Genomic DNA, 26,521 nt, shown 5'->3' on the forward strand with positions numbered 1-26,521 from the left:
GTGGCCGATGATGAGCTGCGCCCGCGCCCGTCTTGCATGGAATTGCGGCTTAGCGTATTGCAGAACGACGCCGACGCCAGAACACTACAGGTAGGGTCGAACCCAGCAACGCCCAAACCGGCGGTTCGTCGATCGTTAGAATATCATCCCGAACCGTGATCACGTCATTGGCGCAGTTCATGGTCCAGCTAATATCCAGATCGGTGTATTTGGTGAACGCATCGCCAAAAACGCTCTTGTCAACACTGACTTCGTAGAGCCAATGTGAATCGTTGGCAGGGCCAGGACCAATGTCGAGGGCGCCGGGCAACTTGGTTACTTTCATCGCCGCTGAACCCACTTTATCCGGCGATTTGGACATGTCCAGCGACGTTACTGCTTCAGTGTTCCAAAATGGGTCTTTCAGCCAATCATCGTTGGTCGTTTCATACACATCAGTGGTGAATAGGCCGATGTTATCTGGATTACTACTGGAGTTGAAATTATGGGGGGTGCGAATGCCAAAATCGTAAATGCCGTTATTCGCGCCGCTCCAGAAATTCAGCGCGAAATCTCCAGCACTATAAGCTCCAGGAGGATTTTGCTTGGTGTTCGGGTTATGGCCAGTGACCAAGGCAATATAAAGATTATTGGCATCCCAGGTTACATAAAGCGCCTCAGCGTCGTAGGCTTGGCCACCGTAACCAGGATCAACGCGTCCGTTACTACCACCGGTGTAGTCCTCAAAGGTATAGTAAATCGTGAGACCATCATGCACGTATTGGCCAAAGCCATTCTTATCGTTTGGATTGCCCTCTGGCGTCCACGGTTGACGGCCACTGCTATTGGTGAATAATCCCCAGTCTTGCAACTTGCCGTCAGTGATGTTGATATCGCCGGCCATGCTTTCGGCGCTCAGACCAAGCCCCAGGGCATACGCCATCAACAAGGCTTTGTTCCGGTTCAATTTCATTTTGGATGGATCCCAAAGTAGAGATAAATTTTACTAAAATTAAAGCAATTTTTATTCCAAAATTATAATATTATGAATTTTATATATAAAACCACAAAATAACTCCTCCTGTAAATTTTCCTGTGATGCTCTATGCGTTTGAAACTAACCGCAAGTTTGACGGATCATTCGCGGCTTCTTGAGGAAACCAGACAGAATCCCATTCATTATTGAGTTCGATCACCTTTAAAATGCCTAAACTTCGACTTCCTGCAGGACGCCAACTCATCCCTTTTTTCTTCTGACGACGTCCGATAACTTGATCACAGCCTTTCTCGATAGAACCACTTCCGATGGGTTTGCCTGCAATCTGACGACTTCGATAATCGATAATTTCATGCTGATGTTTTTCAAGATAATTGATCAGTTCAAGATGCTTTTCTGCATTTTTGGGTTGCACCTGCTCGACTAAGTAATTCAAAACCGTGACAACATCACCACGCCAGAGGTGATAGAACATAAACTTTAGATGCTGATTCTTCTCATCCTTATTCAAGGCAATCATACTCATTAAATCACGAATTTTTTTACCAAGATGGTACCAATCCAGGATAATCAGCACGGTGATACCAAATACCGCCCAAAGATGCTCACGAATGATTTTTGCGCCATCTGTAATCGCGATAATCGGCAATGGCTTTTCTTCTTTCCCATAATCTTCAATCACCCGGCTTTTCAGAATATCAGCAACCGGAATGATCGCTTTCCCCTGTCGATCAATCGGTGCGGTCAGGTATTCAAGATCGCCGTCTTTATTTTCAAAGAGAATGACGTCACTCGATACGGCAGACGTCTTCTTCGGTGCGGATTTCTCTGGCACTTCTTCCTTTATAACTGATTGTTTTCTTATACGATTTTCTTTCTGACCACGGACTTGAATGGCATCTTCGAAAATCAGAATTTCCCGACTTTCTGGGTCGTAAATATCAACATCAGGGTCAATGTTGATGACAGAACCACTCGTCTTCGATAAGGTTTCTTCCACTTGCGCGACGCACGCTTGACTGAGCGCTTGCGCCTTTTCAACCACCACATGGTGGATTTTTTGGTCACTGAGTTGTCGGAACCCGGTGACCCTCTCTATTAAATCGGATACATCGATATAGCTTAAGCGATTGCTATAATAAGCGGAGAATTCTTTTAACCGATCACTCACATAATCTTCCTGAAATTGATCCGTCAAATCAAAGTAGGTTCGATGAGGCAAACTAGGGTATTCTCGATCAATAAATCGCTGAAGTCTAAATTCAAAAGGTCCATGAAGCGTCTTAATCTTGATGGGTGTTGTCCCATTGCAAATCAAGTCTTTTTTTTATCCTGAATAAAGATGTTTTGAGCCGCTTCTAACAAATCAGCCTGAAGATCCGGTAGTGCATTTTTCTTAAATTCTTCAACTGCACCTTCAATACAATGCAAGCTTTGATTTCTCCAATCCAAAGAATATGTTCGTGTGGATCGATGATCAATAATACGACCTTCATCATCACGAAGAATCAATTCAACGGTCGGCATGGCGCTTCTCCAGATCAAAGAGGAGGCGTGGTTTTTTACAGAATTTCTGGACGCATCCTCAGCCGCCGCCCGATCGGCAGCCTTCCATGGATTTCGCCCTTTTTCAAAATCAATCAATGCCCTAATAGGCCGGCTCCAAAAGAGTTCTTGAAAAAGCAAAAAGTTAGATATCAGTATACCCTATGGTTTGTCTATCACAGGAAAATTTACAGGACCAAATAACTTGCGCCAAAACACCTTGTGTAAAAAAATTCTGATGTTTAAATCAATGTCTTTCTGGATTTTAGTTTGTTAAGATTATGAAAAAATGATATTTTTTTAAAAAAATTCTCGAAACAACCTGAGTGCTTGATTGCCCTGAGTGTAAAAAATCCTGACATGCCTTGTCACTCAAGCAGCTGAATTTTTTACATCGGGTCAATATGGACCGATTGGAAGCGCCCGGTGTCAGGAACTATCCTTCATGGAGAGTCGCCAGGGGATATTCTGCTTAGTTTTGCCGGGAGCCAATTTAAGCGATACTTGCTTTACATTTCCAACTTCCTGATGTGGGGCGCTTATGTTTTGGGATAAAAAAACCGACCAGAAATCGCCTGTTGCTCCAGTTGATAGTCCGACCCTGCCTATCATGGCTGATCCGGCGCTGGATGCGACGGGGGAGTTATTGCGCATTTGGGGCAAGTACGCTTTTGATCTCGATCAACTGAGCGCCCAAACTATCAAGGAACTCTGTCAAAAGTGGGCGCGCCACGTTCTGGTGGCCGCGCCATGCCCTGGCGCTGACCCCGATGCGGTGGATGCTGGCCGACAGGCAGATCGTAACTGGTTGGGATTACGTGAGTTTGCGACGCAGTTGCGCAAGCGGGAAAGCGCCTATGTTACGGGTAGCCTCAAGGATATCCGCCAAGTACTAGGGGATTTGATCAACACCTTGGGCAAGGTGCTGAATCAGGATGAGGAAGAGCAAACGGAAATCGTTGACCAGCTCAATTATCTGAAAAGCGTGATCGAGAGCAACGCATCGCTCGATGATATCAAACGCGAAGCAATTCAGGTGATCAACGCTATTGGCTGTATTGCCGAATCCCGTCAGCATACCCATCAAAGTTTGCTGGAGGAGTTGACGAACAAGCTCAAAGCCATGCGAGCCGAGTTGAGCGAAGCGCGCCGGGAGATGGAGTTGGATGGACTCACCCAGCTTTACAATCGCAAGGCTTTTGACCAGCAATTGCTACGTACTTTTGATTTGGGCAGACTTTCCAGCCAGCCGGTGTGCCTGATCATGGTAGACATCGATCATTTCAAGCGGATCAATGATCAATTCGGTCATCCCGCTGGCGATCTGGTTCTCAGGCAATTCGCCGATTGTTGCACTCAAACTTTTCCGCGGCGCAGTGATTTTGTCGCGCGCTATGGCGGCGAGGAGTTCACGATTATTTTGCAGGAAACCGCGATGGATGCTGCTGGGATGCTTGGCGAAAGACTTCTGCATGCCGCGCGCAATTTGCATCTCGACTACCTGGGTCGGGAATTGCGCTTTACGGTCTCTGTTGGCATCGCGGAACTTAGCGTAGCGGATAAGGATGCATCAAGCTGGCTGCACCGGGCGGATAGCGCGCTGTATCGTGCTAAACAGAGTGGAAGGAATCGGTTGATCAAGGGGTTTAATATCTGAAGGCGTTTTGCGTCGAATTTTTAAGCTGGAGAAATCCGCGTGAAAGATGACAATGCCCAGCTCAAGCAACGCATTGCTGCCCTCGAAAAGGAAATGGCCATGCTAAAACAACGCGGTTATGGTTATCGTGGCATTCGTGGCATTCGCAAGCGTTCGGTAACAATGTTTTGGGGTCTGCCTTTTTACGATATCGCTATGGGACCCGACCTGGAGAAGGGCGAATTGCGCGGCCATGCCCGGGGCATTATCGCCATCGGCGATTTCGCTACAGGAGTGTTAGCGATCGGCGGCATTGCCCGGGGCGGGATCGCGATCGGCGGATTGGCATTGGGCTTATTATTCGGGATAGGTGGCCTTGCTACCGGGTTGCTGGCGATTGGCGGACTGGCCATTGGCGGCATTGCGGTCGGTGGCGGCGCACTGGGAGGCATCGCCATTGGCGGCGGCGCAGTTGGTTATTATGGCGTGGGCGGCAGCGCTTTCGGCGCGCATGTTATCGACGGACTGCGACAAGATCCGGAAGTTCTGCGCCTCTTTAACGAATGGCTGCCATTTCTCCAGGACACACTCGGCCCTCGCCGGGGCGGTTGAAATCGCGTTCTCTGGCCTAAGTACGCCGCAGCAACACGTAAACTGCGCCCGTTCCTCCATCTACCGCACGCGCCGAGCAAAACGCCAGTATGTCATCGCGCTGGCGCAACCAGTGATTGACCTTTTGCTTGAGGATCGGCCCCCGGTGACGGGAACCCTTGCCTTTGCCATGAATAATCCGCACGCAGGAAATGTCCTCGCGGCGGACGTCATGCAAGAAAATCGTGAGCGCCTGCTTGGCCGCCGCGACGCTCATGCCATGCAAGTCCAGCGCCGCTCCAACCTGAAAATGCCCGCGCCGCAACTTACGTAATACGGCTTGTTGCACCCCCTCGCGGCGGTAATACAATTCCTCGCCGGTCTCCAGATCCGCAGGTTCGAAATAATCGGAGATCATGTCAGCCAGGACCTGTTGTTCGTCCGCTTCGCTGAAGTGGGGAATCGGCGCGGGATGCATCGGAACAGGGTCAATCCGGTCGCAACGCACTGGCTTGACCGTCCCGACCGTCTGCCGGAACAGTTCCCGATCTCTGGGATCGACGGTCAATGGCGGGTCGGTTCGGGCCACAGTGGATCAGTAGCGGCGATAGCGCCATGACTTGACTCCGGACACGCAACACCGGTCGCGGCGCGCGCGCGGGACCGCGTTTTTCAAAAGGCAACGCGGTCGTGCGCCGTACAGCGTATAGGGTTTGACATACGTCCAGGACCGGCAGTGACGATCATTCAAACAAGCGCGCTGACATATATCGGGCGCGGCTACGCGCAAATTAAACGAGCGATAGGTAGCCCCGGGACGAATCGTGTTCCATTGCATGGCTTGCGCCTGCATTTGCACTCCGAACGCCATAACCAGTCCCGCAGTGGCTAGCATCAGGCTTTTCTTCATGGTGAGCACCTCGTCGTGGATTCATCGATTAAAAGATAGGATGAAAATTAACGCGGTCGCAGTGAATACGGCCTGAATCGCCCTGGTTTCAGTTTTTGACGATTTCAACCGCAGGTTCTCCAGCCTGCTTATCCTGGTCCGGCTCCATCCACGCGCGAAACCGGGTCAACAACCAGAGACCGGGAAGCGCAGTCAGGGTACAGAACCAGAAAAACCCTTCCCAGCCGAACAACTCGGCCAGATAACCAGTAGGCGCGGACAGAATCACCCGGGGAATGCCCATCAGGCTGGAGAGCAGGGCGTATTGAGTCGCGGTGAATTTTTTGTTGGTCAGACTGGCCATGAACGCAATGTAGGCGCTGGTGCCCATGCCGCCCGCCAGGTTTTCACCAGTGATGACCAGCGCCAGCGCCGGAACGCTGTGGCCCACCTGAGCCAGAACCACAAAGCCAAGAATGGTGATCATTTGCAACAGGCCAAAACGCCACAGCGACCGGTAGATCCCCCAGCGCAGGATGAGCATCCCACCGATCAAGCCGCCGATCACCGTCGCCCAGAAGCCGAACAATTTGACCACTGCACCGATTTCGGTCTTGCTGAACCCGAGATCCAGGTAAAACGGCGTAGTGATATAAGTCGCCATGGTATCGCCGATCTTGTAGAGCAGAATGAACAGCAGAATCCACACGGCGTTCCGGCGGGAGAAATATTCCAGGAACGGTTGCACGACGGCTTCGTACAAAGTTTTCGGCGTCCCAACCGCTACATCTGGCTCGCGGGCGAATAAGGTCGTGACGATACCCGCCAGCATGGCGACGGCCATCAGGAAATAAACCCAGACAAAGGGGATGAAATCGGCCAGAATCAGTCCGCCGCCGGAAGCCAGTAGCATTCCTACGCGGTAACCGTTGACATAGAACGAAGCGCCCAGGCCCTGTTCGTCGTCGGCCAGGGACTCGCGACGGTAAGCGTCAATAACGATGTCCTGCGAGGCCGAGAAAAAGGTGACGAGCAAGGCGGCGATTGCGACGCCGAATGGACTGACGCTGGGATTCGCCAGACCGAGACTGGCAATGGCCAGGGTTAGCAGGAGTTGAATGAGCAGCAACCAACCGCGCCGGCGACCCAGAAACGTGGATAGCGTATAGCGATCCAGGATAGGCGCCCAGACAAATTTGAGCGTATAGGGCAGGCCAACCAGGGCGAACAGGCCGATCATACCCAGATCGACGCCGGCTTCGGCCATCCAGGCTTGCAAGACTGAACCGGTCAACAGCAACGGCAGGCCCGAGGAAAAGCCCATCAACAGGGCGACCAGCATCCGGCCGCTGAAGAAGATGCGCAGGATGTCACGGCGGGAGCGGTCAGTAGCTATAGTCATAATCCATCATCAACGGCGCGTGATCGGAAAAGCGTTCTTCCCGGTAGATAGCCGCAGCGCGGACCCGATCTGCTAAATCAGGGGTGATTACCTGGTAGTCAATCCGCCAACCGATGTTCTTGGCCCAGGCTTGGCCGCGATTCGACCACCAGGTGTATTGATCAGGGTGTGGATTGACCACCCGGAAGGCGTCCACCCAGCCGAACGGTCCGAACAATTCATCCAACCAAGCTCGCTCTTCGGGCAAAAAACCGGAATGGTCGCGATTCGCTCGCCAGTTTTTCAGGTCGATCTCCTTATGGGCAATATTCCAGTCACCGCACAGGATAAACTCCCGGCCACTGGCGCGCATCGCCTGCAATGGTTCGACCAAGCGCTCCAGAAAGTCGAATTTCACCGTTTGTCGTTCCGAACCGGACGTACCCGATGGCAAATACAGTGATACTACACTGAGATTCCCAAATTGCGCCTCCAACCAGCGACCCTCCGTGTCACATTCCGGCCAGCCCAGGCCGGTGCGTACTTCATCCGGTTCGCGGCGCGTGTACAACGCCACTCCGCTGTAGCCTTTGCGCACGGCATCTTGATAATGGCAATGATAACCACGCGGACAAAAAGGATCGGACGGTAGCTGGTGAATCTGCGCTTTGGTTTCCTGAACACAGACGATGTCGGCGTTCTGTTCGGCTAACCAAGTGAAGAAACCTTTACGGGCGGCGGAGCGGATGCCATTGGCATTGAAGGTAATGACACGCATGACAGGAGTAGACGGCTGGCGATGAGATACAAGACTGATGTGGCTGTAATGTCACTGAAAATATAGAAAATCCCCCTCTCCTACGGGGAGAAGGGGCGCAGTCAGGGACGCCTACAACATCACCCGCCTGAAATCCGCCAGCAATTGCGCAAGATAAACGTTGAAGCGAGTGGCTAGCGCGCCATCGATCACCCGATGATCGGCGGTCAGCGACAAGGGCAGAGTCAAGCGCGGGACAAATTGCTTACCATCCCAGACCGGCTTCATCATCGACTTGCTCACGCCCAGAATCGCCACTTCCGGGGCATTGATAATCGGCGAGAACGACGTACCGCCGATGCCGCCCACCGAGGAGATGGTAAAGCAGGCGCCCTGCATGTCCGCTGGCCCGAGTTTGCCATCGCGGGCTTTTTTGGCCAGTTCGCCCGTTTCCCGGGCGATGTCGAAGACGCCTTTTTTATCCGCATCCTTGATCACCGGCACCACCAGTCCGTTGGGCGTGTCGGCGGCAAAAGCGATATGAAAATACTGCTTGTAAACCAGGTTGTCGCCATCCAGAGAAGTGTTAAATTCCGGGAACTGCTGCATAGCCCGGACGCAAGCCTTGATGATAAAAGCCAGCATGGTCAGCTTGCCGCCACCTTTCTCATTCTCCTTATTAATCTGTAAACGGAAAGCTTCCAGATCAGTAATGTCAGCGTCCTCGTGATAGGTCACCGCCGGGATCATCACCCAATTGCGCGCTAAATTGGCTCCAGAGATCTTTTTAATGCGCGGCAGCGGTTTACTTTCCACCGGGCCGAACTTGGCGAAATCCACGGTCGGCCAAGGCAGCAGCTCCAACCCGCCAACCGCGCCGCCCGTGGAGGCAGCGACGGGAGCCGCGCCGGTCATGACGCCCTTGACAAAGGCTTGCACGTCCTCCTTGAGAATGCGTCCCTTGGTACCGGAACCTTTGGGTAATCGGTTCAGATCGACGCCGAGTTCCCGGGCAAACCGTCGGATGGAGGGACTGGCGTGAACCTTGGCGAAGCTGGGCGCGGCAGCGGCTTCACCCACGGGTGGGGAAGGCTTGGCGACCGGCGGCGGCTTGGGCGCGCCTTCCGGTTTGGGCGCGCGCGGACCGAGGGTGATGGCGCTGAGCGTATCCGGCAATTGCGGCTTGGCGGCGGCATCCGTCGCGCTGGTGCTCATGATGAGAATTAAGTCGCCTTGGGAAACCTGATCGCCGATCTTGACCTCGATGCTTTGTACCATGCCGGCGTAGGGCGAAGGCACCTCCATGCTAGCCTTATCGCTTTCCAGGGTAATCAGCGGCGTATCGATTTCGACATGATCTCCGGGCGTGATCAGCACTTCGATGATCGGCACATTTTTAAAATCACCGATGTCCGGCACCCGTACTTCACGGGGTTCGCTGGAACCGGTTGCCGTCGGTTGCGTCTCGCCGCCAGTCGGGGGATGCTCCGCTGCAGACACGCTTTCCCCCACATCCAGATAGAGGATTAGATCGCCTTCCGAGACCTTGTCGCCCACCTTGATTCTGACTTCGCGCACCTTTCCCGCCAGCGGCGAGGGTACTTCCATGCTGGCTTTATCGCTTTCCAGCATGAGCAGCGGCGCTTCCACATCCACGCTGTCACCGGCGGCGACCAGCACGTCAATAACGTCTACGCCCTTGAAGTCGCCGATATCCGGCACATGAATTTCTTTGATGATGCTCACAGGCAACTCTCCCTTATACCGTGACCGGGTTCGGCTTTTCGGGGTTAATAGCGTACTTGGCGATAGCCTCGGCGACCTTGGCGGCTGGAACCTGGCCCTCGTCGGCCAGCGCCTTCAGTGCGGTCACCGTAACGTAGTACTGATCGACCTCGAAATGTTGGCGCAACTTGGCGCGAGTATCGCTGCGGCCATAACCGTCCGTGCCTAGCACCAGATAATGGCGGGGGATGAAAGGCCGCAATTGCTCGGCGTACAGCTTCATGTAGTCGGTCGCCGCGACCACGGGTCCCGGATGATCAGTCAAACAGGTTTCGACATAGCTCTGGCGCGGTGATTCGGTGGGATGCAGCAAGTTCCAGCGCGCCGCGTCCTGACCCTCGCGGGTCAGGCCATTGATGCCGGGCGTCGCCCAGATATCTGCGACTACCCCCCAATCCTCGCGCAAGCGGTCGGCGGCGGCGATCACTTCACGCAGGATGGACCCGCATCCCATCAATTGCACCCGAGGACCGTCGCCTTCGCCTTGGCGGAACAGGTACATGCCCTTGAGAATGCCGTCCGCCGCGCCTTCCGGCATGGCGGGATGGTGGTAATTCTCGTTCAGGGTCGTAATGTAGTAGAAGACGTTTTCCTGTTCCTGGAGCATTCGCCGTAGGCCGTCCTGGATGATCACCGCCAGTTCATAGTTGAACGTCGGATCGTAGGACACGCAGTTGGGGATGAACTGGGCGAAGATCTGACTATGCCCATCCTGATGTTGCAAACCCTCGCCGGCCAGGGTGGTGCGCCCAGAGGTGCCGCCAATCAGGAAGCCGCGCGCCTGCAAATCGCCCGCCGCCCACGCCAAGTCGCCGATGCGTTGGAAGCCGAACATGGAGTAGTAGATGTAGAACGGCATCATGTTAACGCCGTGATTGCTGTAGGCCGTGCCCGCAGCAATCCACGAGGACATGGCGCCGGCTTCGTTGATGCCTTCCTGCAGAATCTGTCCTTTCTTGTCTTCCTTGTAGAACATGAGCTGGTCGGCGTCCTGCGGCTCGTAAAGTTGCCCTCGGGGCGAATAGATGCCGATCTGGCGGAACATGCCTTCCATGCCGAAGGTGCGCGCTTCGTCAGCGACGATGGGTACGACACAGCGGCCAATCGTCTTGTCGCGCGCCAGTTGCGTCAGCATACGCACGAAAGCCATGGTCGTGGACATATCGCGCTCGCCCGTGTCCTGTAGCAGCGCATCGAAGCTGGCCAGCGGCGGGACCGTCAACGATTCCGCCGTGCGGCGACGTTGCGGCAGATAACCGCCCAAGGCGGCGCGGCGCTCCTGGAGGTATTTGATTTCCGGGCTGTCCGCTGCCGGTTTGTAAAACGGTGCAGCGTTGAGCTGCTCGTCGGAGATTGGGATGTGGAAGCGGTCGCGGAAGTCGCGCAACGCCTGCTCGCCCATCTTTTTCTGCGAATGGGTGATATTCTTGCCTTCGCCAGCCACGCCCATGCCGTAGCCCTTAACCGTTTTGGCCAGAATGACGGTTGGCTGGCCAGTGTGCTGGGTCGCGGCGGCGTAAGCGGCGTAAATCTTGTGCGGGTCATGGCCGCCCCGGTTCAGCCGCCAGATATCCTCGTCGGAGAGATGGCTGACCATCTGCTTGAGTTCTTCGTACTTGCCGAAGAAGCGCTCGCGGGTGTAAGCGCCGCCCTTGGCCTTGAAATTCTGATACTCGCCATCGACACACTCTTCCATTAATTTCAGCAGCATACCTTTCTTGTCGGCGGCGAACAGCGGATCCCAATAGGAACCCCATAGCACCTTGATGACGTTCCAGCCTGTACCCCGGAAATCGCCTTCCAGTTCCTGGATGATCTTGCCATTACCGCGCACGGGGCCGTCAAGCCGTTGCAGGTTGCAATTGATGACGAAGATCAGATTGTCCAGATTTTCGCGGGCAGCCAAGGCGATGGCGCCGAGTGATTCCGGTTCGTCCATCTCGCCGTCGCCGCAGAAGCACCAGACTTTGCGACCTTCGGTGTTGACGATGCCCCGATTGTGCAGGTACTTCATGAACCGCGCCTGGTAGATGGCCTGGATCGGGCCGAGACCCATCGACACAGTCGGGAACTGCCAGAAGTCCGGCATCAGCCAGGGGTGCGGGTAGGAACTCAGGCCATTGCCGTCGACTTCCTGCCGGAAGTTGTCCAACTGTTGTTCATTTAGCCGCCCTTCCAGATAAGCGCGGGCGTAGATGCCGGGCGCGGAATGGCCCTGAATGAACACCAGATCGCCGCCATGCGCATCGTTGGGCGCATGCCAGAAATGATTGAAGCCGACATCATACAGGGTGGCGCTGGAGGCGAAGCTAGCGATATGTCCACCCAGTTCGGAAGTAATGCGATTGGCCTTGATGACCATGGCCAGGGCATTCCAGCGGATCAGCGAGCGAATGCGCCATTCCATGCCAGGATCGCCGGGGGTGTATTGCTCCTGATCGACCGGGATGGTGTTGAAGTACGGGGTATTGGCGCTGTAGGGCATGTGGACGCCGGCGGCGCGGGCCTTACTTTGCAGTTCGCCTAGCAGTTGATGAGCGCGTTGCAGCCCTTCAGCGTCGAGGACGGCGTCGAGGGCGTCGAGCCATTCCTGGGTTTCCTGCGGATCGGGATCGCTGTAGTTTTTGATCGTCATGGACGGTCCTGCGCGTGTAATGGATTGATGGAGCGCCGCTCCGCTACCAGGCAAAGAGATAGGCCACTTGATCCGGCGGGTGCGGGTATTTCCTAAAGAATAGGTCGGGAATTGGAAAATGCAGCATCGCGCATCAGGTGCTGGAACATGTTAATCTGCTATTCGGCTACAGAATCCGTGAGGCGTCATCGTATGCAACGTCTAAAAATCCATCATCTGACGGTCTATGAATTCTCCAGTCCGGTTACGCTTCAACCGCATCGACTATTGATCCGCCCGCGCGAGGGGCATGATGTCCGCATTGAATCCTCGAAACTGGAAATTTCGCCGGCGCATCGAGTTAAATGGCACCGGGATGTTTTCGATAATTCCGTCGCAGTGGTCCGTTTCCTGGAGAACGCGCAACGGTTGGCCATTGATAGCGAAGTCGTGATCCAGCATTACGAGGAAGCGCCTCTGGACTTCATTGTCGAGGATTACGCCGTCGATTATCCCTTCGAGTACCGTAGGGAGGAACGGGTCGATCTAGCGCCTTTTCAACAAATGGTGTACGCCGATCAGCAGTCGGTGTTGCGTGATTGGTTCAGGCAACTCAATTTGCTGTCGGGAAAAGTCGAGACCTATGTGCTGCTGGATCAGTTGAATCGGATTATTACAAATGAATTCAACTATATGATTCGCGAAGAACCGGGGGTGCAATCGCCGGAGCAAACCTTGAGCAGCCGCAGCGGCTCCTGCCGCGACTACGCCACGTTATTTATTGAAGCCTGCCGTTTCCTTGGCCTGGCCAGTCGATTCGTGAGCGGCTATTCCCACGTTCCCGGACTGGGAGCGGGCGGCGCATCAACCCATGCTTGGGCGGAGGTGTATTTGCCCGGTCCTGGTTGGAAGGGATTTGATCCCACTGCCGGCGAATTGACCGGCAATCGGCATATTCCCGTCGCGGTAGCCCGCCATCCGGAAATGGCGCCGCCTGTCGCCGGCAGTTTCGTTGGGCCAAAAGGACCGCTGCCAACTCTGAGCGTTAAAGTGCAGGTTACACCGCTTATGTGTTCTTAATAAATATTATTACAACAAATTTTCGGCTCTTCAAGGATTCTTGTGGAGTCGACCAATTCGGGAGCAGTTCGCGGATCCAACCCTTTGATCTTGCAAGAGGCAGCCACGGCTTGGCGTACTGATCTTGGCCTAAAGATCCACATTCCACAGAAACTCTCGAAGAGCCATTTAGGTTCTTCAATGGTTCTTGTGAAATTGATGCTGCAATCGGTAGGTCGGGTACAGGACGTGCCCGACATGCGCGCTCCTGTCGGGCAACGCTACGCTTTTGCTCGACCTACAGTGTGAGTTCCACAAGAATCCTCGAAGAACCAATTTTCTTGCATAAGATAGAAATTTCGGTATTTTACCCTACCCAAGCGTAAATCCCTCGACAATGTTCAATTACCCCATTTTGAAGAGATAAAGCCGATGAAAAAATACCGATTGTCGATCATGCTGCTTATTCCACTTTTGTTCATGTTGTACTTCTCGACGACTGTCGTAATAAACAAACTTAATGCAGTTAATGAGATGTCTGCTGTAGAGGATTTGGCGAATTTAACTGTCAAGGCAAGCGCATTGATTCATGAGTTGCAAAAAGAGCGGGGTATGTCAGCCGGTTTGTTAGGAAGTCGAGGGACACAATTTCAAGATAAAATTTCAGGGCAGCGCACTGAGTCCGATCAGCGAATTACCGATTTAAAACATTTCCTTGAAAATTTCGACAGTCAGTCTTTTGGCGAAGCGTTCAATGCGGCGCTAAACAGTGCGATGCAGCAACTTCAACAGATTGAAAGTAAAAGGCAAGAGATCAGTGCTCTGAACATAGGCGTTAAGGACGCCATCGGTTATTACTCCCGAGTGAATGCCTTATTTTTAGATTTAATTGCTTACATTGTGAAGGAAACTGAGCATGGTGAAATTGCGATTCAGGCAACGGCTTATCTCGGATTTTTACAAAGCAAGGAAAAGTCTGGCATTGAGCGCGCTGTTTTGAGCAATACTTTTGCCAGTCATGCTTTCGCACCAGGTATGTTCAACTACTTCAGCGAAATCGTGGCGGCTCAAGATGCGTATATGAAGTTTTTCATGTCACTCGCCATGCATGATCAAAGGACTTTCTACCAGGATACAATGCAGGGACAATTTATTGATGAAACAGCAAGATTACGCAAGATCGCTTTTGAAAAGGCTAATGAAGAAATTAAGGATGTAGATGCCCGTTACTGGTTTGAAATGCAGACCGGAAAAATTAATTTGCTGAAAAAAGTAGAAGACCGGCTTTCTAGCGATCTGATTGAGCGGGCGCATCAACTGGGAACCCAAGCTCAATGGGGCCTTATGCTGGCCTTTCTGGTTACGCTAATTGCTCTGATAGTGACCGTCGCCTCCATTCGTGCGATCAAGCAACCGCTAAGAGAGGCAGTGAAGGTAGCTAATCAGATTGCTAATGGTGATTTGGCCTACAGGCTTGAGAATCCCTTCCACGATGAGATTGGTCAGTTGCTGCAAGCGATGCAGGCGATGCAGGACAGCTTGCGGAAAATCGTTGGCGAAGTGCGAATAGCGACGCATACGGTCAGCACCGCAGCGGCGGAGATTGCTCAAGGCAGCGGTGATTTGTCGCAACGCACCGAGGAACAAGCCTCCGCTCTGGAACAAACGGCGTCCAGCATAGAAGAGCTGACCTCGACCGTGAAGCAAAGCGCCGACAACGCCACGCAAGCCAACCAGTTGGCTGACGCAGCGCGGACCCAAGCTGAGCAGGGCGGACAGGTGGCCCATCAGGCCATGACAGCTATGGGCGCAATGGACGCCAGCAGCCGCAAGATGGCTGACATTATCAGCGTCATCGACGAAATTGCTTTCCAGACGAATCTCCTTGCCTTAAACGCGGCGGTGGAAGCCGCGCGGGCTGGAGAACAAGGTCGTGGCTTCGCCGTCGTGGCTGGCGAGGTGCGCAAGCTGGCGCAGCGTAGCGCCACAGCCGCCAAAGAGATCGGCGCATTGATTACCGATAGTGGGATCAAGGCCCAGGATAGCGCCAGACTCGCGCAACAATCTGGACAAAGCCTTCAAGAAATTGTCACGGCAGTCAAAGAAGTCAGCGACATCGTGGCTGAGATAGCAGCGGCGGCCCGCGAGCAAGCCACGGATATTGAGCAGGTCAATAAAGCCATCTTGCAAATAGACCAAGTGACTCAACAGAACGCGGCATTGGTGGAAGAGACCGCCGCCGCCAGCCAGGCGATGGGTGAGCAAGCCAAACAGCTTGACGCCCTGATGGGCTTCTTCCGTTTGGAAAGCGAGGCTGTTGCATCCTCCGAGGCAGCCCCTGTCCAGGCGCAGCGATCATCAACGTATTCAAGCCAACCCTCTTATCCACAGCCTCGCCCGCAGACCGGCGCGAAGCCCATTGCCGCCAGCAGCTGGCAACCTGTTGCGGTGAGCGGCGATAGTGAAGAATGGGAGACGTTTTAGAAGCAGCAAAAACCGTTCCTCTGTCCGCAGGGGAACGGTTGCAATTTCACTGATGACTTCTGTCTATCATTACTTTTCAATCACATAGCGGCCTGGCGCTGCTTCCAGTGCGGGATAATCCACATTGCCCAGCGAGGGTGGCGGCCCTACGGGACCACAACGCTCAGCCAGCCAGTGCGTCCAGTCTTCCCACCAGGAACCCGGACCCTTCTCAATAGTTTCTCGCCAAGCTTCGGAATCTTTGCAACTCGTCGCGTCGCCCACCCAGTAACGCCGCTTGGGCGGAGTCACCGGCGGATTGATGATGCCGAGAATATGGCCGGACGTAGCCAGTACGTAACGCGCTGATCCGCCCGTCAACCCGCACAGCCGGAAGGTCTGTTTCCAGGGCGCGATGTGATCCTGCTCTGCCCCGACCGCGTAAAGCGGCGCAGTAATAGCGCCCAGGTCGAGCCGGCGACCGCCAATCTCCAGATGGCCAGGCTCCTGTAATTTGTTATTTAAATACAGCTCGCGCAGGTAGAACTCATGCATCGCCGCCGGCATCCGGGTCGTGTCGCAATTCCAGAACAACACATCGCTGGGCGGCAGCTCCTCTCCATACAGATAACTGTGCATGACGTAATGCCAGATCAGGCTGTTGGGGCGCAGCATACGGAAGGCCCGAGCCATATCAGCGCCGTCTAGATAGCCGGTTTTCGCCATGCGCTGGCGCAGGAACTCGAAACTGGCCTCGTTCAGAAACACGCCGATTTCACCGGGATCGCTGAAATCCACCAGCGTGGTGAAGGTCGTCCAGTGTGCGACTGGATTCGCCGCGCGGTCGGCGGGATCGGCGTTGAGCCAGGCCAGCAGCATGGCGACCGCCGTGCCGCCCAGGCAATAACCTGTCGCATGAACCTGGGGAACGCCGCAAATGGCGCGGGCCGCATCCAGCGCCGGACGCACGCCCTTGAGCAGATAATCATCCAGCGTCGTTGCTCGCGCCTCGGGATCGGGATTCTTCCAACTGGTGATGAACACAGTGAAACCCTGCTCAACCAGATAGCGCGCCAGACTGTTGCGCGGGCTTAGATCCATGATGTAGAACTTGTTGATCCATGGCGCGACCAGCACGATGGGCGTGGCGTGAACCTGGAGGGTGGCCGGGGCATACTGGATCAGTTCCAGCAATTCGTTACGCAGCACCACCTGGCCGGGGGTCGTCGCCAGATCGCGCCCGACCTGAAAAGCGTCTGGCTCCACCATGCGCACGTCCTGAGCAGCGGCGTCCTCCAGCCAGTTCTGGAACCCCCAGAGTACGCTTAAACCCTGGGTCGCCAGGGCGCGGCGCAAGGCCTCGGGATTAGTCCAAAAGAAATTGGTCGGCGCAACGGCGTCCAGCCATTGCCGGCTCCAGAACGCGGCTCGCCGGCGCTGTTCAGACGTGACGCCCTCAGTTGTGTAGATGGCGTCCTCCAGCCAATGGACATAGAGCAGGTACATTTCCTTGAGATAGGCGAACCAGGGCTGATCAGTCCAGACCGCGTCCTGGAAGCGTTCGTCATAAACCACGGCGTTGACTGCGGGTTCACTGGCGATGCCGAAGCTGGCGCGACTGAAGCGATCGTGAATTTTGCCGGCGTCCAACATCAACTGCTGCAAAATGGTCGCCAACCGCTCGGGCTGACGCAACCAAGCTTGCTGGACGGCCAGGCTGGAGCCGACGATATCGAAAGGATCAAAAGTAGAGTTCAGTGCGTTTAATAGGGTAGGAATAGGCGACGGAGCGTTCATTATTGATTCTCCTTTGCCGCGCTGGCCGCAGGGTCGTAGGCGGCGGACGTGAGCTGCTAAACAACGCCATTATACCCCTTTTATCCTCCGGCCTTTAGCCTTTGGCCCTTAACGCATAACACTGATGAATTTTCGGATCACGGGCGAAATCCAACGGCAAGGTTTGCCGGCTCCAGTCCTCGATTCGCCAGTCTGTCAGCGCCTCCTGGTTCAACCGGAACCGACGCTGGTTGGTAGAAAAGATGAGTAGTCCGTCAGGGGTCAGCAACTTTAAAGCCTGATGCAACAACTCTGCGTGGTCTCGTTGCACGTCGAAATTCTTTTCCATCCGTTTGGAGTTCGAGAACGTGGGCGGATCGAGAAAAATCAGATCGTAGCGTTCCCTGGCGTGCGCCAGCCATTCCCGACAATCCGCCTGGATCAGTTCATGTCGGGGGCCGCGAATTCCGTTCAGCTCCAGGTTTCGCCGCGCCCAGTCCAGATAGGTCGCCGACAGGTCAACGGTCGTGGTGCGCAGCGCGCCGCCCAGCGCGGCGTAAACCGTAGCCGTTCCCGTATAGCCAAACAGATTCAGAAAACGCCGTCCGCTTGCCCGTTCGCCCAGTCGCTGCCGGGTGATGCGATGGTCGAGAAACAGGCCGGTGTCCAGATAATCGGTGAAATTGACCAAAAACCGTGCGGGTCCTTCATGAACCTCATGGAAGCGTCCCTGTTCGCTCTGCTTCTGGTACTGGCTCGCGCCGCGTTGCCGTTGCCGGACTTTGAGGAAAACCTGCTCCGGCGGCAACTCCAGTACCGCAGGCAGCGCCGCCATCGCGTGTTCCAGCCGTTCCCGCGCCTTGGCGGGATCAATAGAGGCCGGCGGCGCGTATTCCTGGACATGTAGCCATTGCTCGTAACGGTCCACTGCTACCGCATATTCCGGCAAATCGGCATCGTACAACCGATAGCAACTCACATCTTCCCGCGTTGCCCAGCGGCCCAGGTGACGCAGATTCTTGCGTAGTCGGTTGATAAAACCTTCCGCTCCGCTATCCACTGCCTGTTGCAAGGCGCGAGTGCGGGTTCGCTGATCCGCCGCTTCCCGATTGACGAAATAGTTTGGCTCTACCTGGAAGCGCAGTAATCGACATTCCAACGGCCCATTGTGGAACGTGTGAATCTTCTCGGCGCGCAGTCCCATGCGTTTGCCCAGTTCAGGATTGCCCGTCAATACTGCCGCCTGCCAACCAGTAAAGCGCGTTTTCAACCGGTCGCCCAACTGGGCGTACAGCATCGTCAATTCGTCATGTTCACCCAGGCGTTCACCGTAAGGCGCATTAGCGATCAACAAACCCAGTGGTCCCGATGGGGGTTCGATGTCAGTTAATTCCCGGCGCTCGACCCGCAGATACTCAGCCACGCCCGCCCGACCGGCGTTCATCAAGGTTGCGCGCACCGCTTTGGGATCATGATCACTGGCCAGAATCAGCGGAATGCGCGACCGACCGACCGTGCTTCGTTCCTGGGCTTCAGTCAACAACCGGTTCCACAGCGCCGGAATATGCCCCAGCCAGCCGCTGAAACCCCAATGTTCGCGCAACAGACCCGGCGCACGGTCGCCGGCGATCCAAGCCGCTTCAATCGCCAGCGTTCCAGAACCACACAGCGGATCAACCAGCGAACCGCCAGCCATTGCAATGTCGGGCCAGCCGGCTTTCAACAGGAGAGCCGCTGCCAGAGTTTCCTTAAGGGGCGCGGTAACCGTGGCTTCCCGATAACCACGCCGGTGCAAACTGTCGCCGGACAAATCGAGACTGACCATCGCCTGACCGTTGCGCAATTGGACGTGAATTCTTAGATCCGGCTGCCGCCGATCCACGCTGGGTCGTTGCCCGCACTGTTCCCGGAAGCGATCAACCACAGCATCCTTGATTCGCTGCGCGCCATAGTGGCTATGGTCAATGCCGGGACAGGTTCCGGTAAACTCCACGCTCAGCGTACCCTGCGGTTGGAGGTGATCCTCCCAGGGTAACGCATGGATGCCGGCGTAGAGCGCTTCGGCGTTGGCGACGGGAAGCTCGGTCAATACCAGCAACACCCGGCTGGCGGTGCGCGACCAGAGACAGGCGCGATAGGCGGCTTCCAATGGCCCCCGGAAGCGGACGCCACTGCGCACCGGTTTAAGACCCGTTGCGCCCCACTTGGCCAGTTCCGCTACCAACAACGGCTCAATGCCGGCGGGTGCTGTGGCAAGAAAGTCTGCCTCACTCATCATTCAGTCCTCAATCGCCACGTTGACCAGCGTCGGACGCAGCAGGCGCTGCGCCTCAGTAGGCGCCAAGCTGATCAGAAAACCCCGCTTGCCGCCGTTCAGATAGATCAGCGGCAGATCGAGAATGCTCGCCTCCATGCAGACCGGCATGGGCTTGCGAACGCCGAACGGCGATGTGCCGCCGACTTGATAACCGCTCTGTTTCTGGGCAATGGCGGGATCACAGGGTGTAATGGTCTTAACGCCCAGCAGGCGGGCCAACTCCCGGGTGGAGACTTGGCGGTCGCCATGCATCAGCACAATCAATGGTTGTCGTCGCTCATCTTGCATAATTAGGGTCTTGACGACGCAGTGTTCGTCAATCCCAAGACATTGTGCGCTATGGGCGGTTCCACCATGATCCTGGTAAGAATAAAGATGGCGGCCAAAGGTCGTTCCCTGGGCTTGCAGCCAGCGGGTCGCCAGGGTCACCGGAAATTTTTCATTTTTTGTAGACATTATTTTTCCAAATTCATCGTATTTTTGACAGTTTGTTGTTTTTTGTACTTTTAATACTTTTTATTAAAAATACAAAAATAGCTATCATAAATTATAAAAAAAATGAATAATTGTGTTATTTTTTTGTTTTTTTTACTAATCAATGACATATAATTATCTATTATTTGACATATTAGTGAACGAATTAGTAGGTTAATTGTTGTGTTCATGATAAAAATGGGTTATGCAAAAGTCAGGACAATTTTTTTGTTGTTTTATAGCAAGTAAATTTTGGCGTGTATGATTCTTGCCATATCAAACTTAATTTGGTTAGAGTGAAGTAAAGTCCAATGAATGATGACCAGAGGGAGGTACAGAATGCGTGCGAACGCAGCGCTTCAAGAACAAAACCATGCCCCGGAAAAGCAACCGGAACTCGAACGGCGCGGCTTTCTGAAACTGGCGGCTGGCGGCTTTGGCGCCCTGGCTCTGCTATCAGGACCGTTGGAAGCCGCGATTCGGCGAGAACGCTATCTTTCATTCTACAACTCCAATACCGGCGAAACGCTTCGTCAAGTGTACTGGACCCCGCGTGAAGGCTACATTCGCCAGTCCCACAAGGAGATCAGTTGGGCGCTGCGCGATCACCATAACGATCAGGTCAAACCGTTTGATTACAATGTACTGGATCAGCTTTACGCCTTGCAGTTGCAATTGAGATCGCGATCGCCGCTACACGTCATCAGCGCTTACCGATCACGGACCACTAACGACCAGTTGTCCAGGCGTAACCGAGGCGTTGCGCGCAATAGTTATCATATGCAGGCCATGGCGCTCGATGTCCGTTTGCCCGATGGAAGAGTGTCGGATCTCTATAAGGCTGCCCGCTCACTGGGCGCAGGCGGCGTCGGCTATTATCCCCGCTCCAACTTCGTGCATATCGACAGTGGCCCGGTGCGGTACTGGAGCTGATTGGATGGATGCCACTGGGATGCCCGCTCCCCTCGCCCGCAACAAGTAGGTGAGGGGAGTCGTAGTTACTCTAGAACAGCAACTGCGGCAGGAACAGGCTGATTTGCGGGATATAGGTAATAAGAATCAGGAAGGTCAACATGACCAGCAACCACGGTGAAGCGGCCTTGACCACCTCCCACAACGGCATACCGGTGACCCCGGACGTAACGAACAGGTTTAGTCCCACGGGTGGCGTGATCATGCCGATTTCCATGTTGACCACCATGATAATACCCAAATGAATCGGGTCGATCCCCAATTGGACGGCGATGGGAAACAGAATCGGCGCCATGATCAACAGGACTGACGACGGCTCCATGAAGTTGCCCGCGATCAGCAGCAGGATATTAACCACGATCAGGAACTGCCAGGCCGATAGTCCCCAGCCCACGATGGTTTCCGCCATGACCTGCGGAATGCGCTCGGTGGTCAGAACATGGGCGAACATCATGGCGTTGGCGATAATGAACAACAGCATCACCGTTACCTTGCCGGCGTCGGCGAATACTCTCGGCACTTCGCGAAAACGCATGTCGCGATGCACGAACAGGGCAATAACGAACGCATAAACCGCCGCCACCGCCGCCGCTTCGGTCGCGGTGAACAGGCCGCCATAGATGCCGCCGAGCACGACGATAATCAGTCCCAGCCCCCAGATGGCGTCTCGGGCAGCAGTGAGCAACTCCCGCAGCGAAGCCTTGGCCTGCAGGGGAATCTTCATCTTGTGGGCGCTGAAAAAGATAGCGATCGCCAGCATCAGCCCCAGCAGAATACCGGGAATCACCCCAGCCATGAACAACTGGCCGACCGACTGTTCCGTAGCGGCGGCGTACACCACCATGACAATCGAGGGCGGAATCAAAATTCCCAACGTACCTGCATTACAGATAATGCCAGCTGCATAGTTCTTGGGATAGCCGCCCTTGACCATGGCACCGATCACGATTGAACCGATCGCGGCCACAGTCGCGGGCGATGAACCCGAGACGGCGGCGAACAGCATGCAGGCCAGCACCGCAGCAATCGCCATGCCGCCGGTGAGATGCCCAACTGCGGCAATGGCAAAACGAATCAGCCGCTTAGCTACACCGCCCGTGGTCAGGAACGCCGAGGCCAATATGAAAAAGGGAATGGCCAATAGCGTGTAATGATGCATGGTGTCGAACAATTTCAACGCCATGGACGACAGGGAGTCGCTGGTAAAGAACAGGATGGTCAGAATGCTGGATAAACCCAGGGAGAAAGCGATGGGCACGCCTAACAACAGAAAAACGAATAACGCGACAAATAGGAACAGTGTAGTCATGGCGCTTTCTCCTCGCGGTCTTTGGATGGGGCGGGGTGGAGCACCTCGACCGCTTCGACGACTTCGACCCCCTCAACCGATTCAAGCGCCTCGCGGGCCTCGTCGGGCAGCTGCAAACCTTCCTGTTGACCGAGTAGGGTGCGCCAGCCGACCTGCAACAAACGCAACAGGGCTAATAACAGACCCAACGGCAGCATGATATTTGGAATCCAGAGTTTGATCGGCAAATCATCGGCATCGATATCGAGTTCATAGAGGGTATGGATATAATCCAGCGCGCCAACGAGCAGGATGATGCAGTAAGCGCAGCACGCTAGCACCCCAAACAGGCCGACGGCGCGACGCAGCTTATGCGGAAAATTGCGTACTAGAATGTCGATGCCAATGTGTGCGCCGGTGCGGATGCCATAGGAAATGCCAAACAGCACCAGCCAGGCGAACAGATAAGTGGTCAGTTCCAGCGCCCAGGTAAAGCCGGTGCTGAAGATATAGCGATTGATAACCTGGGTAAAAGCGATGACGGTCATCAGCCCCAGCAGCAGGGCGATAAACCCTTCCTCCAGATGATGAACGATGCGGGTGAACATTGAGGATTCTCCAAGCGAAAGCGTGGAAACCCGCGTGCGCCAACTTTAATAACCTGGCGCGCGCGGGTGCTATTTACTTGCCCGCCGCTGCCGCCATGGCGGCGTCGACAATCTCCTTGCCAATCTTGGGAGTGAATTCCTTATAGACGGGTTGCAAGGTCTTTTTCCAGGCCGCTAGTTCTTCATCTGTTAGCGCCAGGATTTCGGTCTTGCCGGAATCCTTGATTTTCTGCCGATCGCTCGTGCTCAGTTCCTCGGCCCACTGATTGACCTGTACAGTGACTTCATCCAGGATTTTTTCCAGCTCGGCGCGCACATCGTCCGGCAGACCCTCCCAGAATTTCGTATTGGTCACCAGCATATAGCCCAGGTAGCCGTGATTGGACTCGGAGATGTACTTCTGCACCTCGAAGAACTTCTGCGAATAGATATTTGACCAGGGATTTTCCGCGCCATCGACCACGCCGGTTTCCAGCGCCTGGTAGACTTCGGCAAACGCCAGTTTCTGCGGGAACGCGCCGAGAGCCTTGAACTGGGCTTCAAGCAGATCGGATTGCTGGATGCGGAATTTCAGACCTTTGGCATCCTCCGGCATCCGCAAGGGTTTATTGGCCGAAAGCTGTTTCATGCCGTTATCCCAGTAGCCCAGGCCGGTCAATCCCTTCTTGCTGATTGACTTCAGTAGAGCCTTGCCGGTGGGACTGTCCTGGAAGCGACGGACTGCGGCCAGATCCTTGAACAGGAATGGCAAGTCGAATACCTGAAGCTGCTTGGTGTAGCGGTCAAATTTAGACAGAGATGGCGCAATCAGCTGCACATCGCCCAGCAGCAGAGCCTGCATTTCCTTGCCGTCGCCAAACAGCGAACTGTTGGGATAAACCTCTACCGTCACTTTGCCTTTCAACCGTTCTTCAGCCAGCTTCTTGAACAACGCCGCGCCCTTGCCTTTGGGGGTGTTTTCGGCAACGACATGCGAGAATTTGATGACGATTTCCGCATGAGCGATGCTGGCGAGCAGGGCCAGCGCGGCGCTGACAAAGAGCGCCTGGAAGGTTAATTTACGCATAAGCATGTTTCTCCTTTAGTGTCTTCGTTATTGTGTCTGAACAGAACGTCAGCCTGATGAAAAAGGCCGACCGCGCGTCGACCTTTTTTAAGCGTAGAAGAAACTAGTGGGCTGACACAGAAGTTTTGACAGGTTCAGAGGTTTCTAGGTCCACCGGGGTTTCAGAAGATTTCAAGGGAGGATAGAGGCGCTTGAGTTTGACCCGGGCCAAGTCGGTGCCGAACTGCCAGTGGATTTTGGTCTGACGTAGGTTGCGTGGGCCTTGCCAAGCGGCGATTTCCTTCCGCAAAGTTTCGAGGTTCGCAATGCGGCGATTCAAACACTGGCCGGCGAGAACAGCGAACTCACATTCCGCCATATTGAGCCAACTGCCATGCTTGGGGGTGTAATGAAATTCGAGCTTGCGGGTGATCCGGCGGGCTTCCTCTGGAGAAAAGACACTATACAAGGCCGCAGGAGTGTGGGTATTGAGGTTATCCACGACCAACCGGATTCGCTCCGCCTTCGGAAAGTACACATCAACGAGTTGCTGCATTTGCTGGGCAAAATCGCGTTTGGTGCGCTGTTTCGTGACATTAACATGACGCCACCCGCGCAAGGGTTGTACGAATAGAAATAAATTGGCGGTGCCTTCGCGTTTGTATTCACAGTCATAGCGCGCCGGTTGACCCGGGCGGGCGGGTTGAGGACAGCGGGTTTCGCTGGTCAATTGCACCGGACTTTCATCGAAGCACACTTGGGGGTATTGAGGATCATCGGGTTCGGCGTACAGGTCCAACACATCCTCCATATGCCAAACATAATCGGGACTGACACTGGGAATACACCATTCTTGACGTTGCCAGGGTTTGAGGTCGTTTTTTTAAGGATGCGCCGCACACTCTCACGGGAAATGGCTTCGATGGGCCGGAGTTCCATGAAGCGGTCCGCTAACAATTGGAGAGTCCACTGACAACGGCCAGCGGGCGGGGTACTACAGGCCAAGGCGACCAGAAAGGCGGCCTGTTTGCCGGTCAAGGCCGGGGGCAAACCGACTCGTGGCCGCTCGCTTAACGCCGCCAGCAACCCTTCGTCGACAAACCGTTGACGGGTACGATGAACGGTCGAAATCCCCAAGTGAAGGCTTTGGGCAATGGCCTCATCCGTCGCCCCTTCCGCAGCCTGCAGCAACACATGGGCACGGGCAACCTTGCGCGCCGCTGCCTTGCCTTTATGAATGACCTTCAGCAGGTCTTCCCGCTCCTCTTCAGTTAGATCAACCAGATACTTGTGGGCCATGGTGATTCCTCCTGTTGATCTCAACCATAGGGCACCCACCGCTACCTGTCAAAACTTCTGTGTCAGCCCACTAGGATGAATGCACGATTAAACGTATCATAGTCATCTTGCTCGCTGTTACCCCCACATTTCAGGTTATGGCTATTCGATAACTGGGCAGAGTTTCTGAACTCAACGATACCCCACGATGCGCACCTCGCCGCGCCAGTCGCCGAAGAACGGCTCGCCTTCGGCACGCAGGATCAGCTGGCGATCGCGCGGCATCGGCAGCCAGACGTTGTCCGAATTGTAGGCCCAACTCTGCTGCGGCAAACCGATCGCGTAGAGATAGAACGCGGCTTCCCGGTCCCCCTGCACCCGCACCGAAATCCGGAAGCGATGGGGACCGCCTTTGACATAGCCGGTCGCCACTTGGGCATAGACCAGAATCTCTCGGGCCTTGTCCGGAATCTGCGTGGGAATCCGGCGTACCTCGGGATTCTGTCCGCCGTTGGGCAGCGCGCCCATCGGGACATCGACCGCCCAAAAATCGGTTGAAGGCTCCGCTGCGGTTTCCCGCAAACGGGTAACCAGAGTCGAATGTTGCTTGGCTAATAACTTGCGCAAACTAGCTACTGCTAGATGAGTATTCCGCGTCTCTTGCCGTAAACCTGCCAGGGACTGTTGAGAGCGTTCTTCCTGGATTTGTCGTTGCCGGCCCTGTTCCCGCACATCGGCAAGCATCTGTTCGATGCGATCCAGTCGGTTGTCCATCGCATCCAGTTTGGGTTCGAGGGCAGACGGGGGAACCGCAGGCGCGGTTTGTGGTTGATGCGCTGACGCTGGCCGGGTGAAGCGCGCTATCCAGGATTGGTAATACGCGCAACCTGGCGTCAGCACCATAATGAACATGATCGCCCCAGCCTTTCCAATCCACTTCATGCCTGTTTCTCCATTCATCAGTCCTTGCCCCTAAAACTTATTCGCTCAGCGGCGGGTGGAGCAAATGTTATTGAGTGGGCATTATAGCCGCCCAGGGCTGGCTTGGATGCAATCGATGCAGTCCG

21 protein-coding genes and 1 pseudogene are annotated in these 26,521 nt (G+C 54.8%); 5 read left to right on the plus strand and 17 right to left on the minus strand.

The window, feature by feature from the left end:
* Positions 1–49: 49 nt before the first annotated feature.
* The 3 genes from H6973_08670 to H6973_08680 all read right to left on the minus strand — a co-directional run bounded on the left by H6973_08670 (position 50) and on the right by H6973_08680 (position 2,620).
* A complete protein-coding gene (locus tag H6973_08670) occupies positions 50–952 on the minus strand; it encodes a hypothetical protein (protein MCP5125695.1) in 903 nt (300 codons plus the stop codon).
* Positions 953–1,082: 130 nt separating this feature from the next.
* Positions 1,083–2,198 (minus strand): hypothetical protein, encoded by a 1,116-nt coding sequence (locus H6973_08675; protein MCP5125696.1) that lies wholly within the window; start codon positions 2,196–2,198, stop codon positions 1,083–1,085.
* A 92-nt stretch (positions 2,199–2,290) separates the two neighbouring features.
* Positions 2,291–2,620, minus strand: a complete 330-nt coding sequence (locus H6973_08680; GenBank protein ID MCP5125697.1) for a hypothetical protein — start codon at positions 2,618–2,620, stop codon at positions 2,291–2,293.
* Positions 2,621–3,062: 442 nt separating this feature from the next.
* Between H6973_08680 and H6973_08685 the strand changes: the two genes are divergently transcribed.
* Both H6973_08685 and H6973_08690 read left to right on the plus strand, forming a co-directional pair.
* Positions 3,063–4,178 (plus strand): GGDEF domain-containing protein, encoded by a 1,116-nt coding sequence (locus H6973_08685; GenBank protein ID MCP5125698.1) that lies wholly within the window; start codon positions 3,063–3,065, stop codon positions 4,176–4,178.
* 99 nt (positions 4,179–4,277) lie between these two features.
* On the plus strand, positions 4,278–4,769 hold the full coding sequence (locus H6973_08690; protein ID MCP5125699.1) for a hypothetical protein: 492 nt from the start codon (positions 4,278–4,280) through the stop codon (positions 4,767–4,769).
* A gap of 16 nt (positions 4,770–4,785) precedes the next feature.
* On the opposite strand, the gene H6973_08695 is transcribed toward H6973_08690, so the two are convergent.
* The 6 genes from H6973_08695 to aceE form a co-directional block, all read right to left on the minus strand.
* Positions 4,786–5,226: a Smr/MutS family protein gene (locus tag H6973_08695; GenBank protein ID MCP5125700.1), complete on the minus strand. Its 441-nt coding sequence runs from the start codon at positions 5,224–5,226 to the stop codon at positions 4,786–4,788.
* A 117-nt stretch (positions 5,227–5,343) separates the two neighbouring features.
* Positions 5,344–5,658 carry a PAN domain-containing protein gene (locus H6973_08700; GenBank protein ID MCP5125701.1) on the minus strand — a complete coding sequence of 105 codons (315 nt, stop codon included), beginning with the start codon at positions 5,656–5,658 and terminating at the stop codon, positions 5,344–5,346.
* 88 nt (positions 5,659–5,746) lie between these two features.
* Positions 5,747–7,039, minus strand: coding sequence for an AmpG family muropeptide MFS transporter (locus tag H6973_08705; GenBank protein ID MCP5125702.1), 1,293 nt, complete (start codon positions 7,037–7,039; stop codon positions 5,747–5,749).
* The gene (gene xth, locus H6973_08710; GenBank protein MCP5125703.1) at positions 7,023–7,796 is read right to left on the minus strand and encodes an exodeoxyribonuclease III; all 774 of its coding nucleotides are present in this window, start codon (positions 7,794–7,796) and stop codon (positions 7,023–7,025) included. The genes H6973_08705 and xth overlap by 17 nt, the downstream gene beginning before the upstream one ends.
* A 111-nt stretch (positions 7,797–7,907) precedes the next feature.
* On the minus strand, positions 7,908–9,521 hold the full coding sequence (gene aceF, locus H6973_08715; protein MCP5125704.1) for a dihydrolipoyllysine-residue acetyltransferase: 1,614 nt from the start codon (positions 9,519–9,521) through the stop codon (positions 7,908–7,910).
* A 13-nt stretch (positions 9,522–9,534) separates the two neighbouring features.
* Complete coding sequence (aceE, locus tag H6973_08720) at positions 9,535–12,189, minus strand: pyruvate dehydrogenase (acetyl-transferring), homodimeric type (GenBank protein ID MCP5125705.1); 2,655 nt, start codon at positions 12,187–12,189, stop codon at positions 9,535–9,537.
* Positions 12,190–12,387: 198 nt separating this feature from the next.
* On the opposite strand from aceE, the gene H6973_08725 reads away from it, so the two are divergent.
* Complete coding sequence (locus tag H6973_08725; protein MCP5125706.1) at positions 12,388–13,254, plus strand: transglutaminase family protein; 867 nt, start codon at positions 12,388–12,390, stop codon at positions 13,252–13,254.
* Positions 13,255–14,472: 1,218 nt separating this feature from the next.
* A complete protein-coding gene (locus tag H6973_08730) occupies positions 14,473–15,717 on the plus strand; it encodes a HAMP domain-containing protein (GenBank protein ID MCP5125707.1) in 1,245 nt (414 codons plus the stop codon).
* 69 nt (positions 15,718–15,786) lie between these two features.
* Here the strand turns inward: H6973_08730 and H6973_08735 are convergent, their stop codons facing one another.
* The 3 genes from H6973_08735 to H6973_08745 form a co-directional block, all read right to left on the minus strand.
* Entirely contained in the window at positions 15,787–17,493 is a 1,707-nt protein-coding gene (locus tag H6973_08735; GenBank protein MCP5125708.1) for an alpha/beta fold hydrolase, read from the minus strand.
* A 94-nt stretch (positions 17,494–17,587) separates the two neighbouring features.
* Positions 17,588–19,747 (minus strand): bifunctional 23S rRNA (guanine(2069)-N(7))-methyltransferase RlmK/23S rRNA (guanine(2445)-N(2))-methyltransferase RlmL, encoded by a 2,160-nt coding sequence (gene rlmKL, locus H6973_08740; GenBank protein MCP5125709.1) that lies wholly within the window; start codon positions 19,745–19,747, stop codon positions 17,588–17,590.
* A 3-nt stretch (positions 19,748–19,750) separates the two neighbouring features.
* Positions 19,751–20,245: an aminoacyl-tRNA deacylase gene (locus H6973_08745; GenBank protein ID MCP5125710.1), complete on the minus strand. Its 495-nt coding sequence runs from the start codon at positions 20,243–20,245 to the stop codon at positions 19,751–19,753.
* A gap of 357 nt (positions 20,246–20,602) precedes the next feature.
* On the opposite strand from H6973_08745, the gene H6973_08750 reads away from it, so the two are divergent.
* Positions 20,603–21,196 carry a DUF882 domain-containing protein gene (locus H6973_08750; protein ID MCP5125711.1) on the plus strand — a complete coding sequence of 198 codons (594 nt, stop codon included), beginning with the start codon at positions 20,603–20,605 and terminating at the stop codon, positions 21,194–21,196.
* Positions 21,197–21,266: 70 nt separating this feature from the next.
* Here the strand turns inward: H6973_08750 and H6973_08755 are convergent, their stop codons facing one another.
* The 5 genes and pseudogenes from H6973_08755 to H6973_08775 form a co-directional block, all read right to left on the minus strand.
* Complete coding sequence (locus H6973_08755; protein MCP5125712.1) at positions 21,267–22,544, minus strand: TRAP transporter large permease subunit; 1,278 nt, start codon at positions 22,542–22,544, stop codon at positions 21,267–21,269.
* Complete coding sequence (locus H6973_08760) at positions 22,541–23,131, minus strand: TRAP transporter small permease (GenBank protein MCP5125713.1); 591 nt, start codon at positions 23,129–23,131, stop codon at positions 22,541–22,543. The genes H6973_08755 and H6973_08760 overlap by 4 nt, the downstream gene beginning before the upstream one ends.
* A 73-nt stretch (positions 23,132–23,204) precedes the next feature.
* Positions 23,205–24,197 carry a TRAP transporter substrate-binding protein gene (locus H6973_08765; GenBank protein ID MCP5125714.1) on the minus strand — a complete coding sequence of 331 codons (993 nt, stop codon included), beginning with the start codon at positions 24,195–24,197 and terminating at the stop codon, positions 23,205–23,207.
* 103 nt (positions 24,198–24,300) lie between these two features.
* Positions 24,301–25,475 (minus strand): annotated as a pseudogene (locus tag H6973_08770) (IS630 family transposase).
* Positions 25,476–25,646: 171 nt separating this feature from the next.
* The gene (locus H6973_08775) at positions 25,647–26,396 is read right to left on the minus strand and encodes a hypothetical protein (GenBank protein ID MCP5125715.1); all 750 of its coding nucleotides are present in this window, start codon (positions 26,394–26,396) and stop codon (positions 25,647–25,649) included.
* Positions 26,397–26,521 lie beyond the last annotated feature (125 nt).

Source organism: Gammaproteobacteria bacterium, assembly GCA_024235095.1.
Lineage (GTDB): Bacteria > Pseudomonadota > Gammaproteobacteria > Competibacterales > Competibacteraceae > UBA2383.

Excerpts from the sequence above, each read along its gene's own strand:
- H6973_08670 (MCP5125695.1), bottom strand. The coding sequence starts at position 952 with ATGAAATTGAACCGGAACAAAGCCTTGTTGATGGCGTATGCCCTGGGG.
- H6973_08685 (MCP5125698.1), top strand. The coding sequence starts at position 3,063 with ATGTTTTGGGATAAAAAAACCGACCAGAAATCGCCTGTTGCTCCAGTT.
- H6973_08690 (MCP5125699.1), top strand. The coding sequence starts at position 4,278 with ATGCTAAAACAACGCGGTTATGGTTATCGTGGCATTCGTGGCATTCGC.
- H6973_08695 (MCP5125700.1), bottom strand. The coding sequence starts at position 5,226 with ATGCATCCCGCGCCGATTCCCCACTTCAGCGAAGCGGACGAACAACAG.
- H6973_08700 (MCP5125701.1), bottom strand. The coding sequence starts at position 5,658 with ATGAAGAAAAGCCTGATGCTAGCCACTGCGGGACTGGTTATGGCGTTC.
- H6973_08705 (MCP5125702.1), bottom strand. The coding sequence starts at position 7,039 with ATGACTATAGCTACTGACCGCTCCCGCCGTGACATCCTGCGCATCTTC.
- xth (MCP5125703.1), bottom strand. The coding sequence starts at position 7,796 with ATGCGTGTCATTACCTTCAATGCCAATGGCATCCGCTCCGCCGCCCGT.
- H6973_08725 (MCP5125706.1), top strand. The coding sequence starts at position 12,388 with ATGCAACGTCTAAAAATCCATCATCTGACGGTCTATGAATTCTCCAGT.
- H6973_08730 (MCP5125707.1), top strand. The coding sequence starts at position 14,473 with ATGCAGACCGGAAAAATTAATTTGCTGAAAAAAGTAGAAGACCGGCTT.
- H6973_08735 (MCP5125708.1), bottom strand. The coding sequence starts at position 17,493 with ATGAACGCTCCGTCGCCTATTCCTACCCTATTAAACGCACTGAACTCT.
- rlmKL (MCP5125709.1), bottom strand. The coding sequence starts at position 19,747 with ATGAGTGAGGCAGACTTTCTTGCCACAGCACCCGCCGGCATTGAGCCG.
- H6973_08745 (MCP5125710.1), bottom strand. The coding sequence starts at position 20,245 with ATGTCTACAAAAAATGAAAAATTTCCGGTGACCCTGGCGACCCGCTGG.
- H6973_08750 (MCP5125711.1), top strand. The coding sequence starts at position 20,603 with ATGCGTGCGAACGCAGCGCTTCAAGAACAAAACCATGCCCCGGAAAAG.
- H6973_08755 (MCP5125712.1), bottom strand. The coding sequence starts at position 22,544 with ATGACTACACTGTTCCTATTTGTCGCGTTATTCGTTTTTCTGTTGTTA.
- H6973_08760 (MCP5125713.1), bottom strand. The coding sequence starts at position 23,131 with ATGTTCACCCGCATCGTTCATCATCTGGAGGAAGGGTTTATCGCCCTG.
- H6973_08765 (MCP5125714.1), bottom strand. The coding sequence starts at position 24,197 with ATGCGTAAATTAACCTTCCAGGCGCTCTTTGTCAGCGCCGCGCTGGCC.
- H6973_08775 (MCP5125715.1), bottom strand. The coding sequence starts at position 26,396 with ATGAAGTGGATTGGAAAGGCTGGGGCGATCATGTTCATTATGGTGCTG.